We start from the raw sequence: 20,480 nt of genomic DNA on the forward strand, positions 1-20,480 counted from the left end.
CGAGCGATGCCTTGGTGGTCATGGCGTCCCGGTCACGCCGGTGGGGTTGAGTCCGAGCTTCGGACAGAGGACGGCACCGTCCGATTGGGAGTGCCACCACAGCGCGATCCGAACGCGATAGTGATCGATCCGCTGGCTGCCCTCGCCGTGCCCCGAGAGACCCCGTCCGACCAGCCGGCCACGGTCGAGCCGGTCTGCCTCCGCCGCTTGGGCGAGGCGCTCGACCTGCTCGACATCCGCTATCTCGCCGACGGTGACGGCAGCCTGCTGGCGATGTGGGAACGCCACGCGGTGCTGTTCACCCTCGAGGGCCCCGAGGACGAGATCCTGGTGATCCGCGCGCGTCCACACTCGACGGTCCCGCCGGACTGGGCCGACCGCGCCTACCGCGTCGTCAACGAGTGGAACCACACGCGCCGCTTCTGCAAGGCCTACGTGGGCGACCCGACCGAGCGCGGCCAGCTGCCCATCTACGCCGAGATCCAGGTGCCGCTCGGCGCCGGCGCGCACGACGCGCTCCTCGTCGAGATGCTCGACTGCGGCGCCGCGGTCTCCAGCACCTTCGTCGACTGGCTCCACGACGAGGGCGCGCTCCTCTGAAGACTCAGGGCAGCGGGAACATGCCGATCCGGCCGTGGTACTCCTTGCCCAGCTTGTCCGTGTCCGAGCCGACGTAGAGGCCGTAGGACGTCGCGACGATGGCGCGGGCGCCGACGCCGCGGCTGCGGGTCGGGTTCCACGGCAACGCCTTGCCGGTCTTCGGGTTGATGGCGCCGATGCCGGGCCGGTCGACCGCACCCTTGCCCTTCGTCTTCTTGCCGTACGGGTTGTCCAGCCACTGCTGGTGCCCGCCCACGTAGACCGCGACACCGGTCACCGAGACCGAGAACAGCGTGTTGCCGCCCGTCTGGTTGACCCACGTCGGCTTGTGCGCGCCCGCGCCGGCGCTCTCGAACCGGGCCGCGCCGTCGCACATCCGGCCCGGGCCCGTCAGGGCGCCGGTCGTGACCGTAACGAAGTACGAGCCGTCCGGCGCGAAGTCGACGCCGCGCAGGTAGGTGTCCAGCGACTGGTCGCACGGCGACCGGAACGCGTCCGTGTGCCAGTTGGCCACCACCGCCTTCGGGCCCGCGACGTCCAGCATCGCGAGCTGGTAGCGCGGCTGGCCGCCCGCGTGGGTCAGCGCGCCCACCGCGACCAGGCGGCGCCCGTCGGGGGACAGGGCCATGTCCTCGACCCGTACCCGGGCCATGTTCTTGGCCGTCAGCTTGGCGTCGAAGCCCGCGTCCACCGCGCCGGTGCCGCCGTCCAGGCGGGCCAGTCCGGCCCGGGCCACGCCGTTGATCGCGGAGAACGGTCCGCCGGCGTAGAGGCGCTTTCCGTTGACCGCGAGCGTACGCACGTCCCCCCAGTTGATCTCCGCGCTGAACCCGCGGACGCGGGCGCCCGTCGACACCGACAGGCGGGTCAGGCCGCGCGACGAGGCACCGTTGACGGTGCGGAACGCGCCGCCGACGTACACCGTGTTGTCCGGCCCCGCGGCCAGCGCGTAGACCGCGCCGTCGACCCGCGGCGCGAAGCTGCCGCGCACCACGCCGGTCTTCGCGTCGAAGGCGAACAGGTAGGGCCGGCGCTGTGGCGGCCGCATCGTGCCCTCGTCGGCGACGGAGGTGAACGTCCCGCCCACCACGACCGTCCGCCCGACCACGGCGATCGCGCGGACGGTCCCGTCCAGCGCGTGCGGCGTGAAGTCGACCGGGTCCGCCGTCACGACGGTCGGCTGGGCCACGTCGGCGACGGCGGGGAGCACACCGGCGATTCCGGCGGCGACGAGCACGGCGGCGGCGATGAGGCGGCGACGCATGCGGGCGGGGCTCCTCGGGTGAGGCTGCGGTGGTCGTGCGGATCAACGACCGAGAAGTGCCCGCGACGCGCTTATGTCGGATTTGTGCCGGCTGGGTCCATCGTGTTGACCATGAAGTACGCGGCCCGCTCGAGATACTCCCAGAGTGTCCGTTCCTGGTCCTCGGGCAGGTCGAGCGACTCGACCGCGTCCCGCATGTGCCGCAGCCAGGCGTCCCGCTCGTCGGGACCCACCCGGAACGGGGCGTGCCGCATGCGCAACCGGGGGTGACCGCGGGTCGCCGAGTAGGTGTTGGGGCCGCCCCAGTACTGCATCAGGAACAACCTCAGCCGCTCCTCCGCCGGCCCGAGGTCCTCCTCGGGGTACAGCGGCCGCAGCAAGGTGTCGTCGGCCACGCCCTCGTAGAAGCGGGCGACCAGCTTGCGGAAGGTCGGCTCACCCCCGACGAGCTCGTAGAACGTCGGCTGGTCCGATCCGGGTGCAGTCACGCCCTCAATCCTGCCAGGCCGGGATCCGAGATCCATTCACGCCGGACTGTGCCGTGCCCCACGAACCTCAGCCGCGGCCGGCCCGCGTGGCGAGCTGGTCAAGGCCGCTGATGATGCCGCCGGCCAGGTCGCCGCCGCCGAACGCCGCCACCATCGACAGCGCGGCCAGCTTGGCGTCGCGGTCGGGGATGCGCCGCCGGGCGTCGCCGCCCGTGACCACCTCGAGCACGCGCTGGTTGGGGCTCACCGCGACCAGCACGGCCGACGCGACGTGGGGCAGCTGCTGGTGCATCCGCTCGGCGTGGTCGCGCACCGGCTCCTCCAACTCTCCGACGTAGACGGAGAAGGTGAGCCCGGTCGCCCGGTCGGCGGTGCGCAGCGCCTCGTCGAGCCGGAGCAGCTGGCGGGTGCTGAAGGGGCCTTCGAGCACCTCGGGCTGGCCGTAGTGGTGCTCCTCGATCAGCTCGGCGCGGTGCTCCGCGGCGGCGAGCTGGCTGGTCTCGGCCGTGGGCTCGGGCTGCTGCGCCAGCATCGGGCCGGCCGTCAGCTCGCGGTCACCAGCGGTCACTTGCGCCTCCAACCTTGCCCGCCGGCGCCGCCGACGGCACCGGCTCGATGGCACCGGTCGGGCCGCCGAAGGCCGAACCGGCGGTGGTCAGCGCGCGCGTCTCACCGACCTCGATGTTGTGGGAGTCCGCCTCCTCGGGCGCGTGGGAGAGCAGCTCCGGCGCGGAGAGGAACCAGACAGGCCGGAAGTCGTACGGCCGGCCCGGCCGGTAGCGCTTGGGGCGGGGTCCACCGCCCGCGGCCGCCAGCCCGGCGATCACCAGCACGGCGGCCGCCGGTATGACGACGAAGTAGAGCACCGTCTCGGTAACTGACAACGCCACAGCCCTTTCAAGCCAGCCGGCTAGACGCCGTTCACGGTAGCGGAGGGCGTGTCCGTCCAGATCGCCGGGTGGCGATCACCACGCACGGCGAGCCGCTCGAGCTGTGCCGCCGCGGCCAGCAGCCGCGCGTCGTCGCCGTAGCGCCCGCTCAGTAGGACACCGACCGGCATCCCGTCGCCGGTCGCGCCGACCGGCACGCTCACCGACGGTTGCCCGGTCACGTTGAAGATCGCACAGTACGGCGAGAACCGCCGTTGCCGGTCGAAGTCCTCGGCCGGTTCGTCCGCCGACGTGAACCAGCCGACCTCGGCCTGCGGCACCGCCAGCGTGGGGCAGAGCAACAGGTCGTAGCCGGCGAGCCGGGCCAGGCCCTGGCGCACCCGGGTCTGCAGCTCACCGAGCACCGCCATGAGCTGCCCGGCGCCCACGGTCTCGGCCCGGGCCCGCAGGTAGCGGGTCAGCGGCAGCAGCAGGGGCTCCTTGGCGGGTGGGATGGGTGCCAGCGACAGGACGTACCAGAGCGTCTCGAACAGCGGCCACATCTCGGGCGTGAGCGGCGCGGCGACCTCTTCGACCGTGTGTCCGGCGCCGGCCAGCGCTGTGGCGGCGGTGTCGACGGCCGCCACGCAGGCCGGGTCGACCGGGGTGTCGACCAGCATCGGCGTGGTGAACCGGCCGATCCGCAGCGGCCCGGGGTCGGCGGTGAGCGCGGCACCCAGGTAACCGCCGCCGGGTATCGGCGGCGCCAGGTAGGGCTCGCCGATCGTCGGCACGGCCATCGCGTCGAGGAAGGCGGCGGCGTCGGTCACCGTGCGGGCGAGCGCGCCGTGCGTCGGCAGGCCGAAGCCGGCGAAACCGAGCGGGCCGCCGGAGACCACGCCGCGGCTGGGCTTGTAGCCGACCAGGCCGCAGATCGCCGCCGGGATGCGCACGGATCCGCCGCCGTCGGAGCCCTGCGCGACCGCGACCAGCCCCGCGGCGACCGCCGCCGCCGCGCCACCGCTGGAGCCGCCGGCGGTGAAGCCCAGCCCCCACGGGTTGCGGGCCGGCGGCGCCACCAGGGTCTCCGCGTGGCACGAGGTGCCCAGCTCCGAGGTCGTGGTCTTGCCGAGCGACACCGTGCCGGCCGCGCGCAGGTAGGTCACCACGTCGGCGTCGATCGGCGGCACGAGGTCCGCGAACGCCGCCGAGCCGAACGTCGTGCGTACGCCCGCGGTCATGGTCAGGTCCTTGATCGCGGTCGGCACTCCGTGCAGCGGCCCGCGGTGCGCCGGTGGGGCAGCGTCGCGGGCGGCCGCGTCGGCGCGCGCCTGGTCCGCGGTGACGGTCACGAACGCACCGACCCGGTCACCGAACGCGGCCGCCCGCGCCAGGTAGTGCTCGACCAGCTCGGCACTGGTCACCTCACCGCGGGCGATCGCGGCGCCCTGATCGAGCGCCGTCAGGTCGTGGAGGTCCGCCATGCCTCTCATCCTGCCCGGCTACGGTGTCGGCGTGCCCGTTGATCGCCTCACCCAAGCCCGCCGGCTCGACGCCGAGGACCCGCTCGCCGCGTTCCGCGACGAGTTCGTCATCGCGGAGCCAGACCTGGTCTACCTCGACGGCAACTCGCTCGGGCGGCTGCCGAAGGCGACCCGCGAGCGCCTGCACGCCGCCATCGACCAGGAGTGGGGCGTCGACCTCGTGCGCGGCTGGGACCGCTGGATCGGGCTCGCCCGCGAGGTCGGCGACCTGCTGGCCGGCGGCGTCGTCGAGGCGGCGCCGGGCGAGGTGGTGCTGGGCGACTCTACGAGCGTCAACCTCTACAAGCTCGCGGTGGCGGCCTGCGACGCGCGGCCCGGCCGCCGGGTCGTCGTCACCGACGACGACAACTTCCCGACCGACCGGTACGTGCTGGAAGGCGTGGCCGCCGCGCGCGGCATGACGTTGCGGGTGATCCCGTCCGGCCTGGACACCGGGGTCACGCTGGCCGCCGTGCGGGACGCCCTCGACGACGACGTCGCGCTGGTCTCGCTGTCACACGTCGCCTACCGGTCGGGCGCGATCGCCGACCTGCCCGGGATCACCGCCGCCGTGCACGAGGCCGGCGCACTGATGCTCTGGGACCTGTGCCACTCGGCGGGCGCGGTCCCGGCCCCGTTGCGCTCGGCCGGGGTCGACCTGGCGGTCGGCTGCACCTACAAGCACCTCAACGGGGGCCCGGGTGCACCCGCGTTCCTCTACGTCCGGCAGGACCTGCAGGCGGAGCTGCGCCAGCCGATCTGGGGTTGGTTCGGACAGCGGGACCAGTTCGCGATGGGTCCGGCGTACGACCCGGCGCCGTCCGTCGACCGGTTCCTGGTCGGCACGCCGCCGGTGCTCGGCGGCTACGGCGCCCGGTGCGGGATCGAGCTGTCGGCGGCGGCCGGCATCGAGCGGATCTTCGCCAAGGGCACGGCGCTGGGCGACTTCGCGATCGAGCTGTACGACGAGTGGCTCGCACCGCACGGCTTCACGCTCGCGTCACCGAGGTCGGGCCGGGGCGCCCACGTGACGCTGCACCACCCGGCCGCCTGGCAGATCAGCCAGGCGCTGCGGGACGCCTCGGTGATCCCGGACTACCGCACCCCGGACCGGCTCCGGCTGGGCTTCGCGCCGCTCTACACCCGCTTCGAAGAGGTGCACGAGGGCTTCCAGCGGCTCCGGACGATCATGGAGGCGGAGTCCTGGCTGCGGTTTTCCGCGAATCGTTCTCGGGTTACCTGACCGATTTCGGGCTTTTGCTGCGATAGGCGGGGTTATCGTCTCCCCAGGCGGAGGGGGGCTTTCGTGTCTGTCGTTTCGTTTGCCGCACTTAACCGGATCGTGCTCGCTGGTGCCGCGGTGGCGGCCGGGGCCGCGCTGATCGCCGGCGCACCGGCCTACGCGGAGCCGGCCCCGGGTGGCCCGCCTGCCGGCGACCAGTCGGGGCCCGCCGCCGAGCCGGGCCGCGCCGAGGGCACCTGGATCGAGGTCAGCCCGAGCACCGTCCAGGCCGGCGAGCAGGTCGAGATCAAGGCGAGCTGCAAGGAGCGGGTCGACGAGGCCAAGGCGCATTCCAAGGCCTTCGGCGAGATCGTCCTCGTGCCGCAGCGCGGCTTCCTGGTCGGTGACGCGACCGTGCCCAGGGACACCCGGGCCGGCGAGTACGAGGTCAAGCTGACCTGCGTCAAGAGCGGCAAGGCGGAGACCACGCTGCGGGTGATCGAGAACTCCCGGCCGTCACACGGCCCGCACACCGGCGGTGGCGGTCTCGCTGACAACGGCGGCGACGGCACCATGGCGCTGGCCGGCGGGCTGGCCTCGGTCGTGGCGGGCGCCGGCCTCGCCGTCGCGCTGCGCCGCCGCCGGCGGCTGGCCTGACCCGCGATGTCCGGTGACGAGGAGCGGGTCCCGGTCATCCGGGACCTGCTCCGCCTGCCCGGGGCCGGCGCACCACCCCCGCTGACCGAGGTGCGGCTGCGCGTCCCGGCCGCGCCCCGGCGCCGCTCGCCGCTGGGCGTACCCGGCGTCGTGGTCCTGGTTCTGCTCGGTGTCTTCCTCGCCGGTCTCGGGCTCGGCCAGGCGACCGGCGGCTTCTCGGTCTCGCTGCCGCACTGGTTCGGCTCACGCGACAAGCCGCCGCCCCGCGAGTTCCCCGTGCTGGAGCCGAGCCGGCCGACCCGCGTCACGATCGCCTCGATCGGCGTCGACGCGCCCGTGCACGACGTGGGGCTGGCCAAGGACGGCACGATCGAGGTGCCGCCGGTCGACGAACCCAACGAGACCGGTTGGTACGAGGACGGCCCGACACCCGGCGAGTTCGGGCCGGCCGTGCTGGTCGGGCACGTCGACACCAAGACCGGGCCGGCGGTGTTCGCGAAGCTGTCCACCCTGGATCCCGGCGACCGGGTCGAGGTGACCAGGCGCGACGGCTCGGTGGCCGTGTTCGAGGTCAACTCGGTGGAGCGCTACGACAAGTCGGAGGTGCCCGCGGACCGGGTCCACGGCGACTTCAGCCGGCCAGGGCTGCGGCTCATCACCTGTGGTGGGCGCTGGGTCGGCGGCGCGACGGGCTACGCCGACAACATCGTGGTGTTCGCGTCGCTGATCTCAGCGCACGACGTTTAGGCGGCCTCGGCGGCAGGCAGGTCGAGCCAGCTGGCCCAGCGCGGGTCGGGGGCCCGGTGGCCGAGCACGCGCCACGCGACTCCTTTGGGCGCCGCCGGCTTGGTGTGCAGCCGCCAGCCGAGCTCGGCCGGGGTCTTGTCGCCTTTGCTGTGGTTGCACCGGGCGCAGGCGGCCACCACGTTCTCCCAGGCGTGCCGGCCGCCGCGGCTGCGCGGGAACACGTGGTCGATGGTCTCCGCGGGCCCTTTGCAGTAGGCGCAGCGCCAGCCGTCGCGGGCGAATATCGCGCGCCGGGACAGCCCGACGGTGGCCCGGTAGGGGACGCGGACGTAGCGGGTCAGGCGAACCACGGACGGGACCGGTAACTCGTGGCGAACGCTGTGCAGGAACCCGTCGCCATCGGCGACGCAGACGGCCTTGGCGGATAAGACGAGGATCGCGGCTCTTCGCACTGACACGACGCACAGGGGCTCGTAGGTGGCGTTCAGGACTAATACCCCAGAGCCCACAGTCGGTCGTATGTCAGGCATCCCGCTCACCTCTCGGTCGTTCTCTCGCCCGCTCCACAGGTCTGCGTGTGTGTGGCCGTGGTGCGCGTGCGCCACGACCGGCGCCGGCGGAGTGCCTTCGCCCGTGCAGCAATCGTCCCTGATGGGGAACGCGATTGCACGTACTAATCCGGGGTCGGGAAGTGAAGCTTTGGTTTCGTGTGGTGAGATGGTCGGTTCCGTCCGGTTGCATCCGGGGTTGGGCCCGCTGGATCAACCGATCGGCCCATGAGGTACGAACACACGTGTGACTGTCTTCGCCGCCCCCGCCCCGACGCCGAGCTGTGCCGATGGGGAGTTCTGTACCTGGGTATACGATTTGACCGGTTCGACCTGGGCAGCCGAGGGCAGCTACTACTTCTTCCTCAAACCGCTGCGGATCATCGCGATCCTGCTGCTCGCGATCGTCGCCCGCTATCTCCTGCACAAGCTGATCAGCCGGCTGGTCCGGAGCACCTCCGAGGGCTCCGTGCCGGCGATCCTCAAGCCGCTGCGCAACCGGATGCCCACCGCCGGGCCCGACCCGTCGACCGTCGTGCCCGAGCGGCGCCGCCAGCGTGCCGAGGCGATCGGCTCCGTCCTGCGCAGCCTGGTCACCGCGTTCGTGTTCTCGATCGCGCTGCTGATGATCCTCGAGGAGCTCAGCTTCAACCTGGGCCCGCTGCTGGCCAGCGCCGGCATCCTGGGCCTCGCGATCGGCTTCGGCGCGCAGAGCCTCGTCAAGGACCTGCTCGGCGGGCTGTTCATGCTGCTCGAGGACCAGTACGGCGTCGGCGACACGGTCGACCTGGGCGAGGCGACCGGCATCGTCGAGTCGGTCGGGCTGCGGATCACCACGGTCCGGGACGCCCGGGGCGTGCTCTGGTACATCCGCAACGGCGAGATCATCCGGGTCGGCAACAAGAGCCAGGGCTGGGCCATGCTCATGATCGATATGCCGATCGGGTTCGCCGACGCCGAGCAGGCGGTCGAGGTGCTGCGCGAGGCGGCGGCCAACGTGTACGCGGACCCGGAGCTGGCCGAGCACTTCGTCGAGGCGCCGGAGGTGCTCGGCGTCGAGACGGTGACCGTCGAGGGCACGGTCATCCGGACGATCGCCAAGACCACAGCGGACGGTCAGTACGTGGTCGGCCGCGAACTGCGCCGCCGGCTGACCGAGGCGCTCGCCGGCTCCGGCATCACGGCGCAGCTCGCGGCCCGGGCCTTCCCGCGTCCGGCCACACCGGAGGATGGTTCCTGACGCCCGTCTCGTATCGAAGGTCGTGCGGGTCGGGGTCGCGCGCCGCTCGAACGGTCGGGTATCGTCCGATCGTTCAGTCGGACAAGCGACGCCCTGCCCGTTCGCCCTAGCCAGTTGTCAGACGATCGGGCAGAATCCGTCCCAAGCTCACTTCACCCCGACGTTCGACAACGTTGCTCGGTCGCACCGCCACAAGTGGGCTGGCCGAGGGCGATGGAGGCTTACCCAGTGTCCGACGAGACACGACCGTCTGACCGGCCGGCAACCTTCCGTGAGGTTTTCGGCCAGCGCGAATATCGGGCGGTCTTCGCGGCGAGTGCCCTCTCCTGGCTGGGTGACTACATCTCCAAGGCCGCGGTCACGGTCATCGTCTACCAGGAGTCGCAGTCGGTGGCCCTGTCGGCCGCCGCGTTCGCGATCAGTTACCTGCCCTGGCTCGTCGGCGGTCCGCTGCTGGCCACGTTGGCCGAGCGCCACCCGTACCGCAACGTCATGGTCGTCTGCGACCTCGCGCGGATGGCGCTCATCGCGCTGATCGTGATCCCCGGCCTGCCGGTGCCGGTCATGCTCGTCATCCTGTTCGTCGCGACGCTGGCCAACCCGCCCAGCCAGGCCGCCCGGTCGGCGCTCATGCCGCTGATCCTGCCGGGCGACAAGCTGGTCGTCGGGCTGTCGCTCAACAACAGCACGGGCCAGGCGGCCCAGGTCGTCGGCTACGCGGTCGGCGCCGGCATCGCGGCCTTCAACCCGCGCGCCGCCATAGTGCTCGACGCCTGCACGTTCCTCGCCTCGGCGCTGCTGATCTGGTTCGGCACCCGGCACCGCCCGGCCGCGATGACCCACGACCACCGCTCCAACCTGCTCCGCGAGACCGCCGAGGGTTTCCGCGTGGTCTTCGGCCAGCGGGTGCTGCGCGGCATCGCGCTGCTCGTCTTCTCGGCGATGCTGTTCTCGATCGTCCCCGAGGGTCTCGCCGCCGCCTGGGCACAGGAGAAGGCCTCGGGGAGCGCGGCCGGCGGCTACCAGGCGCTGATCATGGCCGCCAACCCGGTCGGCTTCATCGTCGGCGGCCTGACGATGGCGCGGCTGATCCCACCGGACGTCCGGCGCATGCTGGTGCGCCCGTTCGCGGTGATCTCACCGCTGGTGCTGGTGCCGGCCCTGTTCAACCCGTCGCCGGTCGTGGTGGCGGTGCTGGCGGCGGTCTCGGGCTTCGCGGTGGCCGGCCTGATGCCGGTGGCCAACGGCCTGTTCGTGCAGGCGCTGCCGCACGGCTACCGCGCCCGCGCGTTCGGCGTGATGGCTACGGGCGTCCAGATCACGCAGGGCGGCGCGGTGCTGGTCACGGGTCTGCTCGCCGAACATTTCGAGATCCCCCTGGTCGTCGGCGTCTGGAGCATCGGCGGCGTGCTGCTGATGCTGGTCATGGCCGGCAGTTGGCCGAACACGCACCAGTTCGACGCGGCGATCGCCGAGGCGGCCAAGTCCCGCCCGGACGCCGAGGAGCGCCCACCGGCCCAGCGCGGCCCGTCGAGCCACCGCCCGGCCCACGCCCAGCCTTAGGCGCCCAGGCTCCGCGCACAGTCGAGGATCGTTTCCGCGGCCGGACGGGGTGTGAAGCCGAGGACCCGTTGGGCTTTCGCCGAGGTGAAGGTCAGGTCCCGGCCCAGCAGCGGTGTCAGCGCGCGTAGCTGTGGCACCACGCGGGCCAGGCCGCGGACCAGGCCGTCCGGGACCGGCCTTCGGGGCACCTTGCGGGCGCGGTCGCCGAGGTGCTCGCTGAGGGTGCCGGCGATCTCGGCCAGCCAGCGGAACTCGCCGGCCCCGATGAAGCGTTCGCCGGCGGCGGCCGGGTCGGTCATCGCGCGGAGGTGCAGGTCGGCCAGGTCGCGCACGTCCACGATGGTGAAGCCGAAGCGGGGCAGCACCGGCGGGCGGCCGGCGAGCAGGCGGGCGATCACCTCGACGGAGCCGGCGTTGCCGGGGGAGCGCAGCGGGCCGAAGACGGCGGCGGGCAGCACGGTGGTGAGCTCCAGGCCGTTGTCCGCGGCGAAGTCCCAGGCGGCGCGCTCCGCGAGGAGCTTCGAGCGGCGGTACGGGGTCAGGTTCGGGTCGGCCGGGTCCGTCCACACGGTCTCGTCGGCGACGCCGTGCGGATCCGGTGGCGTGGTGGCGGCGGTCGAGGAGGTCAGCACGACCCGGCGCACGCCCGCCTTGCTCGCGGCACGCAGCACCCGCAGGGCGCCGTCGCGGGCCGGGGTGATCAGGGCGTCCTCGCCGGATCGCCCGTCCAGGCCGAGGGGCGAGGCGACGTGCAGGACGTACGCGCAGCCGTCCACCGCGGCGTCCCAGCCGTCGTCGCGGGTCAGGTCGGCCTGGACGACCTCGACCGGTGCGTCGACCTCCTGGGGCCGCCGCACCGTCGTGCGCACGGCGTAGCCGCGCTCCAGCAGCCCGGCGATACACCAGCCGGCGACGAAGCCCGTCCCACCGGTCACCAACACGCGTTCCATCGCTGATCAACTCCCCTTGTCTACAGCCGTAGACTAGCTCGCGACGGATCGGGTTGTCTACGGTCGTAGACTTGGTGGGGAGGGCTCATGGCGGAGACCAGGCGCCGGGACGCGGCGGCCACGAAGGCGGCGATCCTGGCCTCGGCCCGGCGGGGCTTCGCCCGGTCGGGCTACGACGGCGTGGGCGTCCGCGAGATAGCAGAGGGCGCGGGCGTCACGGCGATGATGGTCAACCGCTACTTCGGCTCCAAGGAGCAACTCCTGGGCGAGGTGATCGCCCAGATCATGGCGGAGCCGACGATCCTGACCCGGGAGAACATCGAGGCGCCGGACTTCGCCGCCCGCATCGCGACGCTGCTGGTCGACATCACGGCCGCGGGCGACACCCCGCTGGACGGCTTCCTGATCATGCTGCGCTCGTCGAGCGAGGAGGCGGCCGCGATCGCCCGCGGCCAGATCGAGGCCCACTACCACCGCCGGCTGACGAACTCCCTCGCCGGCGACCTGGCACCACAGCGCGCCGCGATCGTGCTGGCCGTCGTCGCGGGCTTCCAACTCATGCGCCAGGTCATCGGCCTCTCGGCCCTCGCCGACGCCGACCCGGACGACCTCCGCACCCTCCTCGAACCCCTGTTCCGCCAACTCCTCGATCGCCACCGGTAAGCGCGGCCAGTAAGCGGGAGCACATCCGGTCAAGATCGATTGGTGGATAGGCTGGCGGGCGTGCGCAATGTCGGGATCACGGCCTTCGTCTTCTGGACCGTCATGGTCGGGACGACGGTGCCCACGCCGCTGTATCCGCTCTACGAGCGGTCGTTCGGCATCGTGCCGGTCGAGGTCACGGTGCTCTTCGCGGTGTACGCGCTCGGCGTCGTCATCGGCCTGCTCACCCTCGGCCGGCTCTCCGACCAGATCGGGCGCAAGCCCGTGCTCGCCATCGCGCTGCTGCTCGCCGCCGCGGCCGCCAGCCTCTTCCTCGTCTCCGACAACCTCGGCCTGCTGCTCGGCGCCCGGGTGATCTCCGGCTTCTCCGCGGCCCTGGCCACCGGCGCCGGCACGGCCGCGATCGGTGAGCAACTGCCGGCCGACCGCAAGTGGCTCGGGCCCGTGCTCGCCCTGGCCGCCAACATGGGCGGCCTGGCCTCCGGCACGATGCTCTCCGGCATCCTCGCGCAGTGGGCCGGCCACCCGCTGCGGCTGAGCTGGATCGTCGTCCTGGTGTTGATCGCAGTCAGCCTCGTCGGCCTGGCCACGGTCGCGGAGACGGTCCGGCGGACCAGGGCCACCTTCCGCTTCGAACGGCTCGGCATCCCGCACGAGATCCGCGGCGAGTTCCTGCGCGCGTCGGCGGCCGCCGGTTCCGGCTTCGCGGTGCTCGGCGTGCTCACCGCGGTGACGGGCATCCTGCTCGGGACCGAACTGGGCCGCGACGACCCGGCCTTGACGGGGTTCGTGGTCTTCCTGGGCTTCGTCTTCACGGGCATCGGCCAGCTCGTCGACCGCCGGTTGCCACCCCAGGTCTCCCTGCCCGCGTCCTGCGTCGCCCTGATCGTCGGCGCGGCCCTGATCGCCATCGCCGTGCTCAGCCCGTCGTTGCCGGCCCTGCTGGCGTCCGCCGTCGTGATCGGCCTGGCCACCGGCAGCGCGGTCAGTGCGGGCCTGCGCGCGATCACCACCGGCGTGCCGGCCGCCCGGCGCGGCGGTGCCTTCTCGTCGTTCTTCGCGATCCTCTACACGTTCCTGGCCCTGCCGGCCATCGGCGTGGGGATCGTCATCGAGTACGCCAACCTGCGCTGGGCCGCCGGCGTCTTCACGCTGGTCGTAGGCGTCCTCGCACTAACCGTCCTGATCAGCCTGAGCCGCACCCGCGACCGCCAGCCCAGCCACGCCTGACCGGCCGGCCGAAGCCGCGCCGAACTCGCCGTAGGGCGGCAGGCCCGGCCAGGTCCGCAGCGCCTGGTCCAGGAAGTACTGCTGACCCGGATCCCAGGTGTGCCCCTTGGCGCGGCGGTGGTAGACGTACCCGAACGGGTGTGTCCGATAGATCAGGCCACCGTCGGCCTTGACCCGCGTGATCACGCCCAGGTCGACCGAGCGCGGCACCGGCCGCCAGCCGCCGGCGTTCTCCAGGTCGCCGCGGCCGATCAGGATCGTGCCGCCGGCCACCGACTCCGCGTAGGACTCCGCGTTGCCGAACCGCCGGCGGATCGTCTCCGCGCGCTCCTCCAGGTGCACGAACTCGGCTCCCTTGCCGACCATCGTCGCGCCCGAGTAATGCCGGGCCAGGACCAGGTCCCAGACGTGTTCCGGGCCGTACGTGTCGTCGTCGTCCACCTTCGTCACCAGGCTGCCGTGCGAGCGGGCCGTGACGATGCCCAGGCCCGTGCCGAAGTCGACGCCGGCCGGCACCTCGACCACCTGGACCGGCCGCGCGCAGCGGGACACCCAGGCGGCCAGCGCCGAAGGCGGCGGGCAGCCGTGCAGGCCGACCACGATCTCCAGCTCCGGGTACGACTGCTTCTCCAGCGCGTCCAGCACCGGCACGAGCAGCTCCGGGCGCCGGGTCATCAGGATCGCGCTGACCGCCGGCAACGCCCGCAGTTGGGGGAAGGCGGCCAGGCGGGGGAGCACCAGTTCGGCGGCGTGGCCGCGCAGCGCGGCCCGGCGCTGCCGGATGCTCCGCACCTCCAGAGCGACCGGGTCGGTGCCGATGCCCACGGGCTCGGCCAGCACCGCGGCCAGTTCGGGGGAGAGCAGCTTCACCACCGCCGGCGGCAGGTGCGGCGCCCGCAGCACGGCACCCGTCGCGGCGATCTGCACGAGCAGGGCCGCCGCCGCGGCGGGGTCGCCCGACCAGCCGGCGAGATCCGCGGCGACCGTGGCCCGGCGCCGGACCGTCTCCAGCGTGAGCTGGTCCAGGCCGATGCCGTCGAGCGGACCGGAGCGCACCGTCGGGCCCGACCGGGCCTCGCCGAGCACCAGGGTCAGCTCGCCGGTCGCCGTGCGGTCCGGGCGGCCGCGCGGGTTGATCCTGATCGCGTCGAGCAGCACCGCGCCGCCGGCCGTCAGCCGATCGCTGGCGAAGACCACGCCGGCCGCCGACGGGTCGGCCGCCGGGTCGTCGGTGAGCAGCACGTCCGTCGGGCGGATCTCGTCGGGTGGCGGCAGCGGGCGGACCCGCGCGGCCGGCGGCAGGAAGGCCGGCAGGACGCCCGTCGCGGCGATGTCGGGGCTCGCCGGCATCGGCAGCCGCCGCACCGGCAGCAGCGCGCTGAGCCCGCTGCGCACGATGTCGCGCAGCGGCAGCGGCTCGTGCAGCGCGAACGTCACCGACGCCAGGCCGCGGCGCCGCAGGGGCAGCGAGATCCGGTGTCGGCGCAGCCGGGGCAGCGGGTCGATCGCGCCCGCCCAGCCGGGCCGGACGGCCTGCCAGTAGACCATGATCCGCACCGACCGCGCCGGCACCGCCGAGGACGGCTGGGCCAGCAGGTCGCGCAGTTGGCCGGGGCCGGCCGCGACGATCACCACCCGTTGCCGGGGGAGCCTGATCACGCGTACGCCCAACCAGCGCTTGAGCCGGCCGGCGGGCGCGGGGCAGTCGAGCAGCGACCAGGAGGAGGACGGCACGAAAGCTACGTTACGGGCACCGGCCTCGGGTGCTTTGCCTGACGTGACCGTTTTGCGGTGGCGATCTAGAAGAGCCCGGCGAACCAGCTCCAGGCGTCGACCACCCAGTCGATCTGCCGGAGGTACGCGAGCCCGACCCCGGCCAGGAACACCGCGGTGACCAGGTGCGCGCCGCGGGCCGACCGGCGCACCCGGCCTAGCTGCTTCTCCAGCACCACCCGCCCGACCACCCTGGCGAGGGCGTAGAGGCCGAGTGCGACGAGCCCGGTGAGCACGAACAGCGCCACCGGCGTGCCGAGGCTGCCGCCGTCGGAGATCGCCCAGAGCCCCCAGCAGACGAACGCGAAGAGCGCGCCCATCAGCATCAAACCGGCGCCGCGCCGGAAGAGCCGCAGCTCCTCGGAGAAGACCGGGCGCGGGATCGCACTGGTGTCGCCGGGCCACCCGGTCCCGGTCGGGACATGCGGTTGCGCCGGTTGGTCCGACCGGGCGTGGCCCACCTGTGCCCGACCCCGGCGGAACGGATTCTGGTCCCCCGGCGGCATCTCGACGGTGCGCTCCGCCCAAGGCTCGCGTTGCTCGCTCATCGTTTTCGCCTCCCGACGCCAGGGTAGCGACCCGACAAACCGGTCGACCGTATGGCGGCGATCAGGTACGCAGATGGCATGACTTCCCCCGACGTGACGCTGCGGACGGCCACCGCCGACGACTTCGACGCGATCGCCGCGATGCTCGGCGTCGTCTTCCACCACACCCAGGACCCCGACGCGCTGGCCGTCGAGCGGCCGCTGCACGACCCGGCGCGCGGCCTGGTCGCGGTCGACGGCGACACGATCGTCGGTGCGGCCGCCGCGTACGACCGGGAGATGGCCGTGCCCGGCACCGTCCTGCCGTGCGCGCACGTCACCGGCGTCGGCGTCCTGCCCACCCACCGCCGGCAGGGCATCCTGCGCAGCATGATGGAGCGGCAGCTCCGGGACGTGGCCGCCGCCGGGCGCGAGCCGATCGCCGCGCTCTGGGCCAGTGAGACGGCGATCTACCCACGATTCGGGTACGGCTTCGCCGGCGCACGCCTGTCCATCGAGGCCGACCTGACCAGCACCGGGCTGCCCGAGCCGGCACCGGGTCGGCTGCGCGCCGGCCTGGTGGCGACGCTGCGGCCCGAGCTGGTCGCGCTCTACGACCGGCTCCGCGCCCACCGCCCGGGCTGGTCGAGCCGCGACGAGCATTGGTGGAGCTACCTGCTCGCCGACCTGCCGTCCCAGCGCGACGGCGCGACCGAGCGCATGGCGGTCGTGCACGAGGGCACCGACGGCACCGTCGACGGCTACGGGATCTGGCGGGTGCGCGGCGACTGGGGCACCACCGGCCCCGACGGCCAGGTCCGGGTCAGCGAGGTCGTCGCCGGCGACCCCGAGGCCTACCGGGCGATCTGGCGATTCCTGTTCTCGCTCGACCTGACCAGGCGGCTGACGTACGGCATGGCGACGCCCGACGAGCCGCTGCTCTACCTGGTGCCGGAGCCGCGCCGGCTCAACCCGACGGTGGTCGACGGCCTCTGGGTGCGGGTGGTGGACGTGCCGGCGGCGCTGTGCGCCCGTTCCTACCGCGCGCCGCTCGACGTGGTGGTCGAGCTGACCGACGGGATCCTGCCCGACAACGCCGGCCGCTGGCGGGTGACCACCGACGGCGTGAAGACCACCTGCGACCGCACCACGGACGCCGCGGACCTGGTCTGTGACGTGCGCGAGCTCGGCGCGGTCTACCTCGGCGGCACGTCGCTGGCCGCGCTGGGCCGCGCCGGCCTGGTGCGCGAGCTGAGCCCGGGCGCCCTGGTCGCCGCGGACACGGCGTTCGGCTGGCACCAGGCGCCCGGCGGCATGGAGGTGTTCTGACGGCGTCACGGGGTAGCGTCAGCGGACGACGCACGACGGGAGGCGCGGATGGGTGACAACGAACGGCGCCGGCGGCGCCTGCGCCATCCCGCGGCCCGGCCGGCACCACCGCCACCGGCGGTGGAGGTCGACGACGAGGGCTTCCCGTCGGCCGTCACCGCCGAGGTGCACGACCCGGAGCCACCACCCGCACCGCGCCGCCCCGACCCGCTGGAAAGCCGCCCGGCCGAGAGCACCCGCCCGGCCGAGAGCACCCGCCCGGCCGAGAGCACCCGCCCGGCCGAGAGCACCCGCCCGGCCGAGCACAGCCGACCGCGCCGCGGTGGCCTCCCGCCGTCCGAGGACCGGGAGGCCGAGCGCGGCCTGCGTGGCCTGGTCGGCTCCGGCGCGTCGCAGGTGAGCCCGACGGCCGGCATGCGCGCCCGCGACGCCTCCCGGCCGAGCCCGGCCGAGGAGGCGGAGGCGATGGAGCGCCTGGTGGTCGTCCGCCGCAACTGGGTCCCCCGCGAGGACCTGCCCAGAGGCGGCGGCCGACCCCGCGGCTAAGGGAGTGCGGGCAGTTCCTGGGACGCCTCGTAGTCGGAGACCTCGGAGATCCGGCGGGAGTGCCGCTCCGCGCCCGAGAACGGGGTCGACAGGAACGCCTCGACCAGCGTGGTCGCCTCGTCGAGCGAGTGCTGGCGTGCGCCGATGCCGGCCACGTTGGCGTCGTTGTGCTGCCGGCTGAGCTGGGCCGTGTCGAGGTTCCAGATCAGCGCTGCGCGTACACCCTTGATCTTGTTGGCGGCGATCTGCTCGCCGTTGCCGGAACCGCCGATCACCACGCCCAGGCTGCCCTGGTCGGCGACCACCCGGGCGCCGGTGTGCAGGCAGAACGCCGGGTAGTCGTCCTCGGCGTCGTAGGTGTGCGCTCCGACGTCGACCACGTCGTAGCCCTGTGCGGCGAGATGGTCGACCAGATGGGACTTGAGCTCGTAGCCGGCGTGGTCGGAGCCGAGGTAGACGCGCATGGTCAGCAGTCTCTCAGTGCGTGCCTAGCTCGGCGAGCACCAGGCCACCGCGGGCCTTCGGGGTGAACCACGTGCTCTTGCGCGGCATCTTCGCCCGGGCCAGGTTGACCGCCACGAAGTCGTCGACCGTCACCGGCGCGACCAGGATCGCCAGCTCGGCCCGGCCCGCGTCGACCTCGCCGGTCAGCCACGACGCCGGGTAGTCGCCGCCGACGTACGTGATCCGTTTGTCGCCCGGCTCGAGGCCGAGCGCGTCGCGCAGGATGATCCGCTCGACCAGCGCGTGGTCGAGGTTGTCGACCCGGTTCACCCCGGCGTCGTGCGGGAGCGCGACGGCGTGCGCGGCGCCGGCGGCGTACACGATCACCGAATCGGGGTCGAGGCCGGTCGCCGGCGAGATCGTGGCGCCGGCGGCGCGCAGCGCGTCGAGCAGCTCGGCGGGCGAGCTGGTGAGCTCGCTGACGAGCCGGTTGTAGGGCTGGATCGCGACCGACGCGGGCGTCGTGATCACGGCCAGGAAGCGGGGCAGCCCGCCGGTCTGTGCCGCGAGGCTGCGGTGGTTGCCGTCGGCGACGACCAACTCGCCGCCGCCGGCCAGCTCCGTCAGCCGGTCCTGGGTCTCGCCCGGGCCGAGCGGCCAGATCGCGTGGGTGCGCCCGGCCTGGTCGAGGTCGGTCGCCGCGGGCGCGCCGGCCGCGTCGCAGGCGGCGGCCAGGGCGGCGTGCAGGTCCGCGCCACGCCCGGTCTGCAGCAGGAGTACGGGCGACAGCAGGTGCCCGACCGCCTCGGCGAGGGCGACCCGCTCGCGCACCTTCTCGATGAAGACGTCCTCGTTGCGGATCACCAGGCCCGGCTCGTCGGCGCTGGTGGAGATCTGGTCGGTGTCGACCATGGCCCACAGGCCGTACGCCGGCTCCTGGCCGGGCGCCGTGATCCGGTAGAGCACGACCACCTGGTCGGCGGGCGTGTAGCTGCCGTCGTCCTTGGCGTCGGCCAGGCGCTGGGCGGCCGCGGGCAAGGAGGCCAGGAAGGACCGGCCGGCGGCGTCCGGGGCCTTGTGCGGCATCTCGATCGCGAGCGCGCTGCGCGGGTTGTCGGCGATGATCGCGGTGATCTCGCTGTCGTCGGCGAACTCGTCGTAGTTCTGCGCGCCGGTGCCGCCGGTGGTGATCCAGGCCCGGGCGATCGGGTGCACGATCGTCATGTCCGAAACGCTACCGATGAGCGATCGCGTGACGCCGCACACCCGGGGCCGTGTCTCAGGCTGTGACCATCATGTCGAGCCGGTCGAGCGCGGTGGGGGCGTCGTCGGGGTCCGGGCCCAGCCAGGCGGGCAGCGTCAGGACCGGATCGGTGCCGCGGGGTGCCGCGCCGACCAGGATCGGCGGGGCGAGCAGGTCGGCGCAGTCGTCGGGAAGGGTGGGCGCGAGTGTCTCCCAGCGGCCTTCGTCGACGGACCAGTAGGCGCCGCCGATGCTCTCGGCGACCTCGGAGTTACTCCCGGACATGGGGGATCCTTCGCTGCGTAGGGTGACGTGCGACACCCTACGCAACGAATCGGTCGGCCAGCGAGAAAGGGTCCGATCAGTCGAAAATCGGACGCTGGTCGCGAGTGCGCTTCAGCTCGAAGAACCCGGGGGTGCCGGCGACCAGTACGACGCCGTCCCAGAGCCGTCCGGCGGCTTCACCCTTGGGTGCCGGCGTCACCACCGGGCCGAAGATCGCGACCTGCTCGCCGTCCGGCCCCGGCGCGTGGATCACGGGAGTGCCGACGTCCAGGCCGACGGGCTTCATGCCGGCGTTGTGGCTGGCCCGCAGCGCCTCGTCGTACTCGGTGCTCTCAGCGGCCTCGACCAGGGCGGCGTCGAGGCCGACCTCGGCCAGCGCGGCCGCGTACAGCTCCGGGCCGCGCTCCTGCTTGCCGGGGTGGATCCGGTTGCCGAGCGCGGTGTAGAGATCACGGAGCACGGCGGTGCCGTACTTCTGCTCGGCGGCGATGCAGATCCGCACCGGCGCCCAGGCGGTGCGCAGGAAGTTCTTGTAGTTCTCGTCGAGCATGTCGCGGCCCTCGTTGAGCACGGCGAGGCTCATGACGTGGAAGGTCACGTCCAGCGGGCGGACCTTCTCCACCTCCAGCAGCCAGCGGGAGGTGATCCAGGCCCAGGGGCAGGCAGGGTCGAACCACATGTCGACCTTTTGACGATCGGACATCACGGCAACGTCCTTACGGGGGTTGGGTACGTACCCTGATGTTCACCCTCGTCCGACCCTTTCGCA

The 20,480-nt window shown here is 73.0% G+C and carries 23 protein-coding genes; 10 read left to right on the top strand and 13 right to left on the bottom strand.

Going from position 1 to position 20,480, the window contains the following annotated elements; genetic code table 11:
* Window positions 1-6 precede the first annotated feature (6 nt).
* Complete coding sequence (locus Air01nite_RS25105) at window positions 7-600, top strand: type III secretion system chaperone family protein (RefSeq protein ID WP_203705697.1); 594 nt, start codon at window positions 7-9, stop codon at window positions 598-600.
* Between the two features lie 4 nt (window positions 601-604).
* Here the strand turns inward: Air01nite_RS25105 and Air01nite_RS25110 are convergent, their stop codons facing one another.
* The 5 genes from Air01nite_RS25110 to Air01nite_RS25130 all read right to left on the bottom strand — a co-directional run bounded on the left by Air01nite_RS25110 (window position 605) and on the right by Air01nite_RS25130 (window position 4,705).
* A complete protein-coding gene (locus Air01nite_RS25110) occupies window positions 605-1,864 on the bottom strand; it encodes a PKD domain containing protein (protein ID WP_203705698.1) in 1,260 nt (419 codons plus the stop codon).
* 71 nt (window positions 1,865-1,935) lie between these two features.
* Window positions 1,936-2,352: a globin gene (locus tag Air01nite_RS25115; RefSeq protein ID WP_239090961.1), complete on the bottom strand. Its 417-nt coding sequence runs from the start codon at window positions 2,350-2,352 to the stop codon at window positions 1,936-1,938.
* A gap of 67 nt (window positions 2,353-2,419) precedes the next feature.
* Complete coding sequence (locus Air01nite_RS25120) at window positions 2,420-2,920, bottom strand: DUF5130 family protein (RefSeq protein ID WP_239090962.1); 501 nt, start codon at window positions 2,918-2,920, stop codon at window positions 2,420-2,422.
* Window positions 2,907-3,236, bottom strand: coding sequence for an aa3-type cytochrome oxidase subunit CtaJ (gene ctaJ / locus Air01nite_RS25125; protein ID WP_203705778.1), 330 nt, complete (start codon window positions 3,234-3,236; stop codon window positions 2,907-2,909). The genes Air01nite_RS25120 and ctaJ overlap by 14 nt, the downstream gene beginning before the upstream one ends.
* A gap of 26 nt (window positions 3,237-3,262) precedes the next feature.
* Window positions 3,263-4,705: an amidase gene (locus Air01nite_RS25130; protein ID WP_203705701.1), complete on the bottom strand. Its 1,443-nt coding sequence runs from the start codon at window positions 4,703-4,705 to the stop codon at window positions 3,263-3,265.
* Between Air01nite_RS25130 and kynU the strand changes: the two genes are divergently transcribed.
* The 3 genes from kynU to Air01nite_RS25145 all read left to right on the top strand — a co-directional run bounded on the left by kynU (window position 4,704) and on the right by Air01nite_RS25145 (window position 7,370).
* On the top strand, window positions 4,704-5,987 hold the full coding sequence (gene kynU, locus Air01nite_RS25135) for a kynureninase (protein ID WP_203705703.1): 1,284 nt from the start codon (window positions 4,704-4,706) through the stop codon (window positions 5,985-5,987). The two genes, Air01nite_RS25130 and kynU, sit on opposite strands and share 2 nt — an antisense overlap.
* A 63-nt stretch (window positions 5,988-6,050) precedes the next feature.
* Window positions 6,051-6,623: a hypothetical protein gene (locus Air01nite_RS25140; protein WP_203705705.1), complete on the top strand. Its 573-nt coding sequence runs from the start codon at window positions 6,051-6,053 to the stop codon at window positions 6,621-6,623.
* A 6-nt stretch (window positions 6,624-6,629) separates the two neighbouring features.
* Entirely contained in the window at window positions 6,630-7,370 is a 741-nt protein-coding gene (locus Air01nite_RS25145; protein WP_203705707.1) for a class F sortase, read from the top strand.
* On the opposite strand, the gene Air01nite_RS25150 is transcribed toward Air01nite_RS25145, so the two are convergent.
* Window positions 7,367-7,900: an HNH endonuclease gene (locus Air01nite_RS25150; protein WP_203705709.1), complete on the bottom strand. Its 534-nt coding sequence runs from the start codon at window positions 7,898-7,900 to the stop codon at window positions 7,367-7,369. The two genes, Air01nite_RS25145 and Air01nite_RS25150, sit on opposite strands and share 4 nt — an antisense overlap.
* Window positions 7,901-8,165: 265 nt before the next feature.
* Between Air01nite_RS25150 and Air01nite_RS25155 the strand changes: the two genes are divergently transcribed.
* Window positions 8,166-9,158, top strand: a complete 993-nt coding sequence (locus Air01nite_RS25155; RefSeq protein ID WP_203705712.1) for a mechanosensitive ion channel family protein — start codon at window positions 8,166-8,168, stop codon at window positions 9,156-9,158.
* Window positions 9,159-9,371: 213 nt separating this feature from the next.
* A complete protein-coding gene (locus tag Air01nite_RS25160; protein WP_203705715.1) occupies window positions 9,372-10,721 on the top strand; it encodes an MFS transporter in 1,350 nt (449 codons plus the stop codon).
* Here the strand turns inward: Air01nite_RS25160 and Air01nite_RS25165 are convergent.
* The gene (locus tag Air01nite_RS25165; RefSeq protein WP_203705718.1) at window positions 10,718-11,671 is read right to left on the bottom strand and encodes an NAD-dependent epimerase/dehydratase family protein; all 954 of its coding nucleotides are present in this window, start codon (window positions 11,669-11,671) and stop codon (window positions 10,718-10,720) included. The two genes, Air01nite_RS25160 and Air01nite_RS25165, sit on opposite strands and share 4 nt — an antisense overlap.
* Window positions 11,672-11,758: 87 nt before the next feature.
* Between Air01nite_RS25165 and Air01nite_RS41660 the strand changes: the two genes are divergently transcribed.
* Together Air01nite_RS41660 and Air01nite_RS25175 are read left to right on the top strand one after the other, a co-directional pair.
* The gene (locus tag Air01nite_RS41660; protein WP_203705720.1) at window positions 11,759-12,334 is read left to right on the top strand and encodes a TetR/AcrR family transcriptional regulator; all 576 of its coding nucleotides are present in this window, start codon (window positions 11,759-11,761) and stop codon (window positions 12,332-12,334) included.
* A 60-nt stretch (window positions 12,335-12,394) separates the two neighbouring features.
* A complete protein-coding gene (locus Air01nite_RS25175) occupies window positions 12,395-13,564 on the top strand; it encodes an MFS transporter (protein ID WP_203705722.1) in 1,170 nt (389 codons plus the stop codon).
* On the opposite strand, the gene Air01nite_RS25180 is transcribed toward Air01nite_RS25175, so the two are convergent.
* Together Air01nite_RS25180 and Air01nite_RS25185 are read right to left on the bottom strand one after the other, a co-directional pair.
* Window positions 13,508-15,298 carry a glycosyltransferase gene (locus tag Air01nite_RS25180; protein WP_203705723.1) on the bottom strand — a complete coding sequence of 597 codons (1,791 nt, stop codon included), beginning with the start codon at window positions 15,296-15,298 and terminating at the stop codon, window positions 13,508-13,510. The genes Air01nite_RS25175 and Air01nite_RS25180 overlap by 57 nt on opposite strands.
* Window positions 15,299-15,363: 65 nt before the next feature.
* Window positions 15,364-15,885 carry a hypothetical protein gene (locus tag Air01nite_RS25185; RefSeq protein WP_203705724.1) on the bottom strand — a complete coding sequence of 174 codons (522 nt, stop codon included), beginning with the start codon at window positions 15,883-15,885 and terminating at the stop codon, window positions 15,364-15,366.
* A gap of 78 nt (window positions 15,886-15,963) precedes the next feature.
* Between Air01nite_RS25185 and Air01nite_RS25190 the strand changes: the two genes are divergently transcribed.
* Both Air01nite_RS25190 and Air01nite_RS25195 read left to right on the top strand, forming a co-directional pair.
* A complete protein-coding gene (locus tag Air01nite_RS25190) occupies window positions 15,964-17,193 on the top strand; it encodes a GNAT family N-acetyltransferase (protein ID WP_203705725.1) in 1,230 nt (409 codons plus the stop codon).
* 210 nt (window positions 17,194-17,403) lie between these two features.
* Window positions 17,404-17,739 carry a hypothetical protein gene (locus Air01nite_RS25195; protein ID WP_308439983.1) on the top strand — a complete coding sequence of 112 codons (336 nt, stop codon included), beginning with the start codon at window positions 17,404-17,406 and terminating at the stop codon, window positions 17,737-17,739.
* Here the strand turns inward: Air01nite_RS25195 and Air01nite_RS25200 are convergent.
* From Air01nite_RS25200 to Air01nite_RS25215, 4 genes are all read right to left on the bottom strand, one after another.
* A complete protein-coding gene (locus Air01nite_RS25200; protein WP_203705727.1) occupies window positions 17,736-18,203 on the bottom strand; it encodes a ribose-5-phosphate isomerase in 468 nt (155 codons plus the stop codon). The two genes, Air01nite_RS25195 and Air01nite_RS25200, sit on opposite strands and share 4 nt — an antisense overlap.
* A 13-nt stretch (window positions 18,204-18,216) precedes the next feature.
* Window positions 18,217-19,407: a DUF1015 family protein gene (locus Air01nite_RS25205; protein WP_203705728.1), complete on the bottom strand. Its 1,191-nt coding sequence runs from the start codon at window positions 19,405-19,407 to the stop codon at window positions 18,217-18,219.
* A 55-nt stretch (window positions 19,408-19,462) separates the two neighbouring features.
* Window positions 19,463-19,711, bottom strand: a complete 249-nt coding sequence (locus Air01nite_RS25210) for a hypothetical protein (RefSeq protein WP_203705730.1) — start codon at window positions 19,709-19,711, stop codon at window positions 19,463-19,465.
* A 76-nt stretch (window positions 19,712-19,787) separates the two neighbouring features.
* Window positions 19,788-20,414, bottom strand: coding sequence for a mycothiol-dependent nitroreductase Rv2466c family protein (locus tag Air01nite_RS25215; protein WP_203705732.1), 627 nt, complete (start codon window positions 20,412-20,414; stop codon window positions 19,788-19,790).
* Between the last annotated feature and the right edge of the window lie 66 nt (window positions 20,415-20,480).

The organism is Asanoa iriomotensis (assembly GCF_016862515.1).
Classification (GTDB): Bacteria; Actinomycetota; Actinomycetes; order Mycobacteriales; family Micromonosporaceae; genus Asanoa; species Asanoa iriomotensis.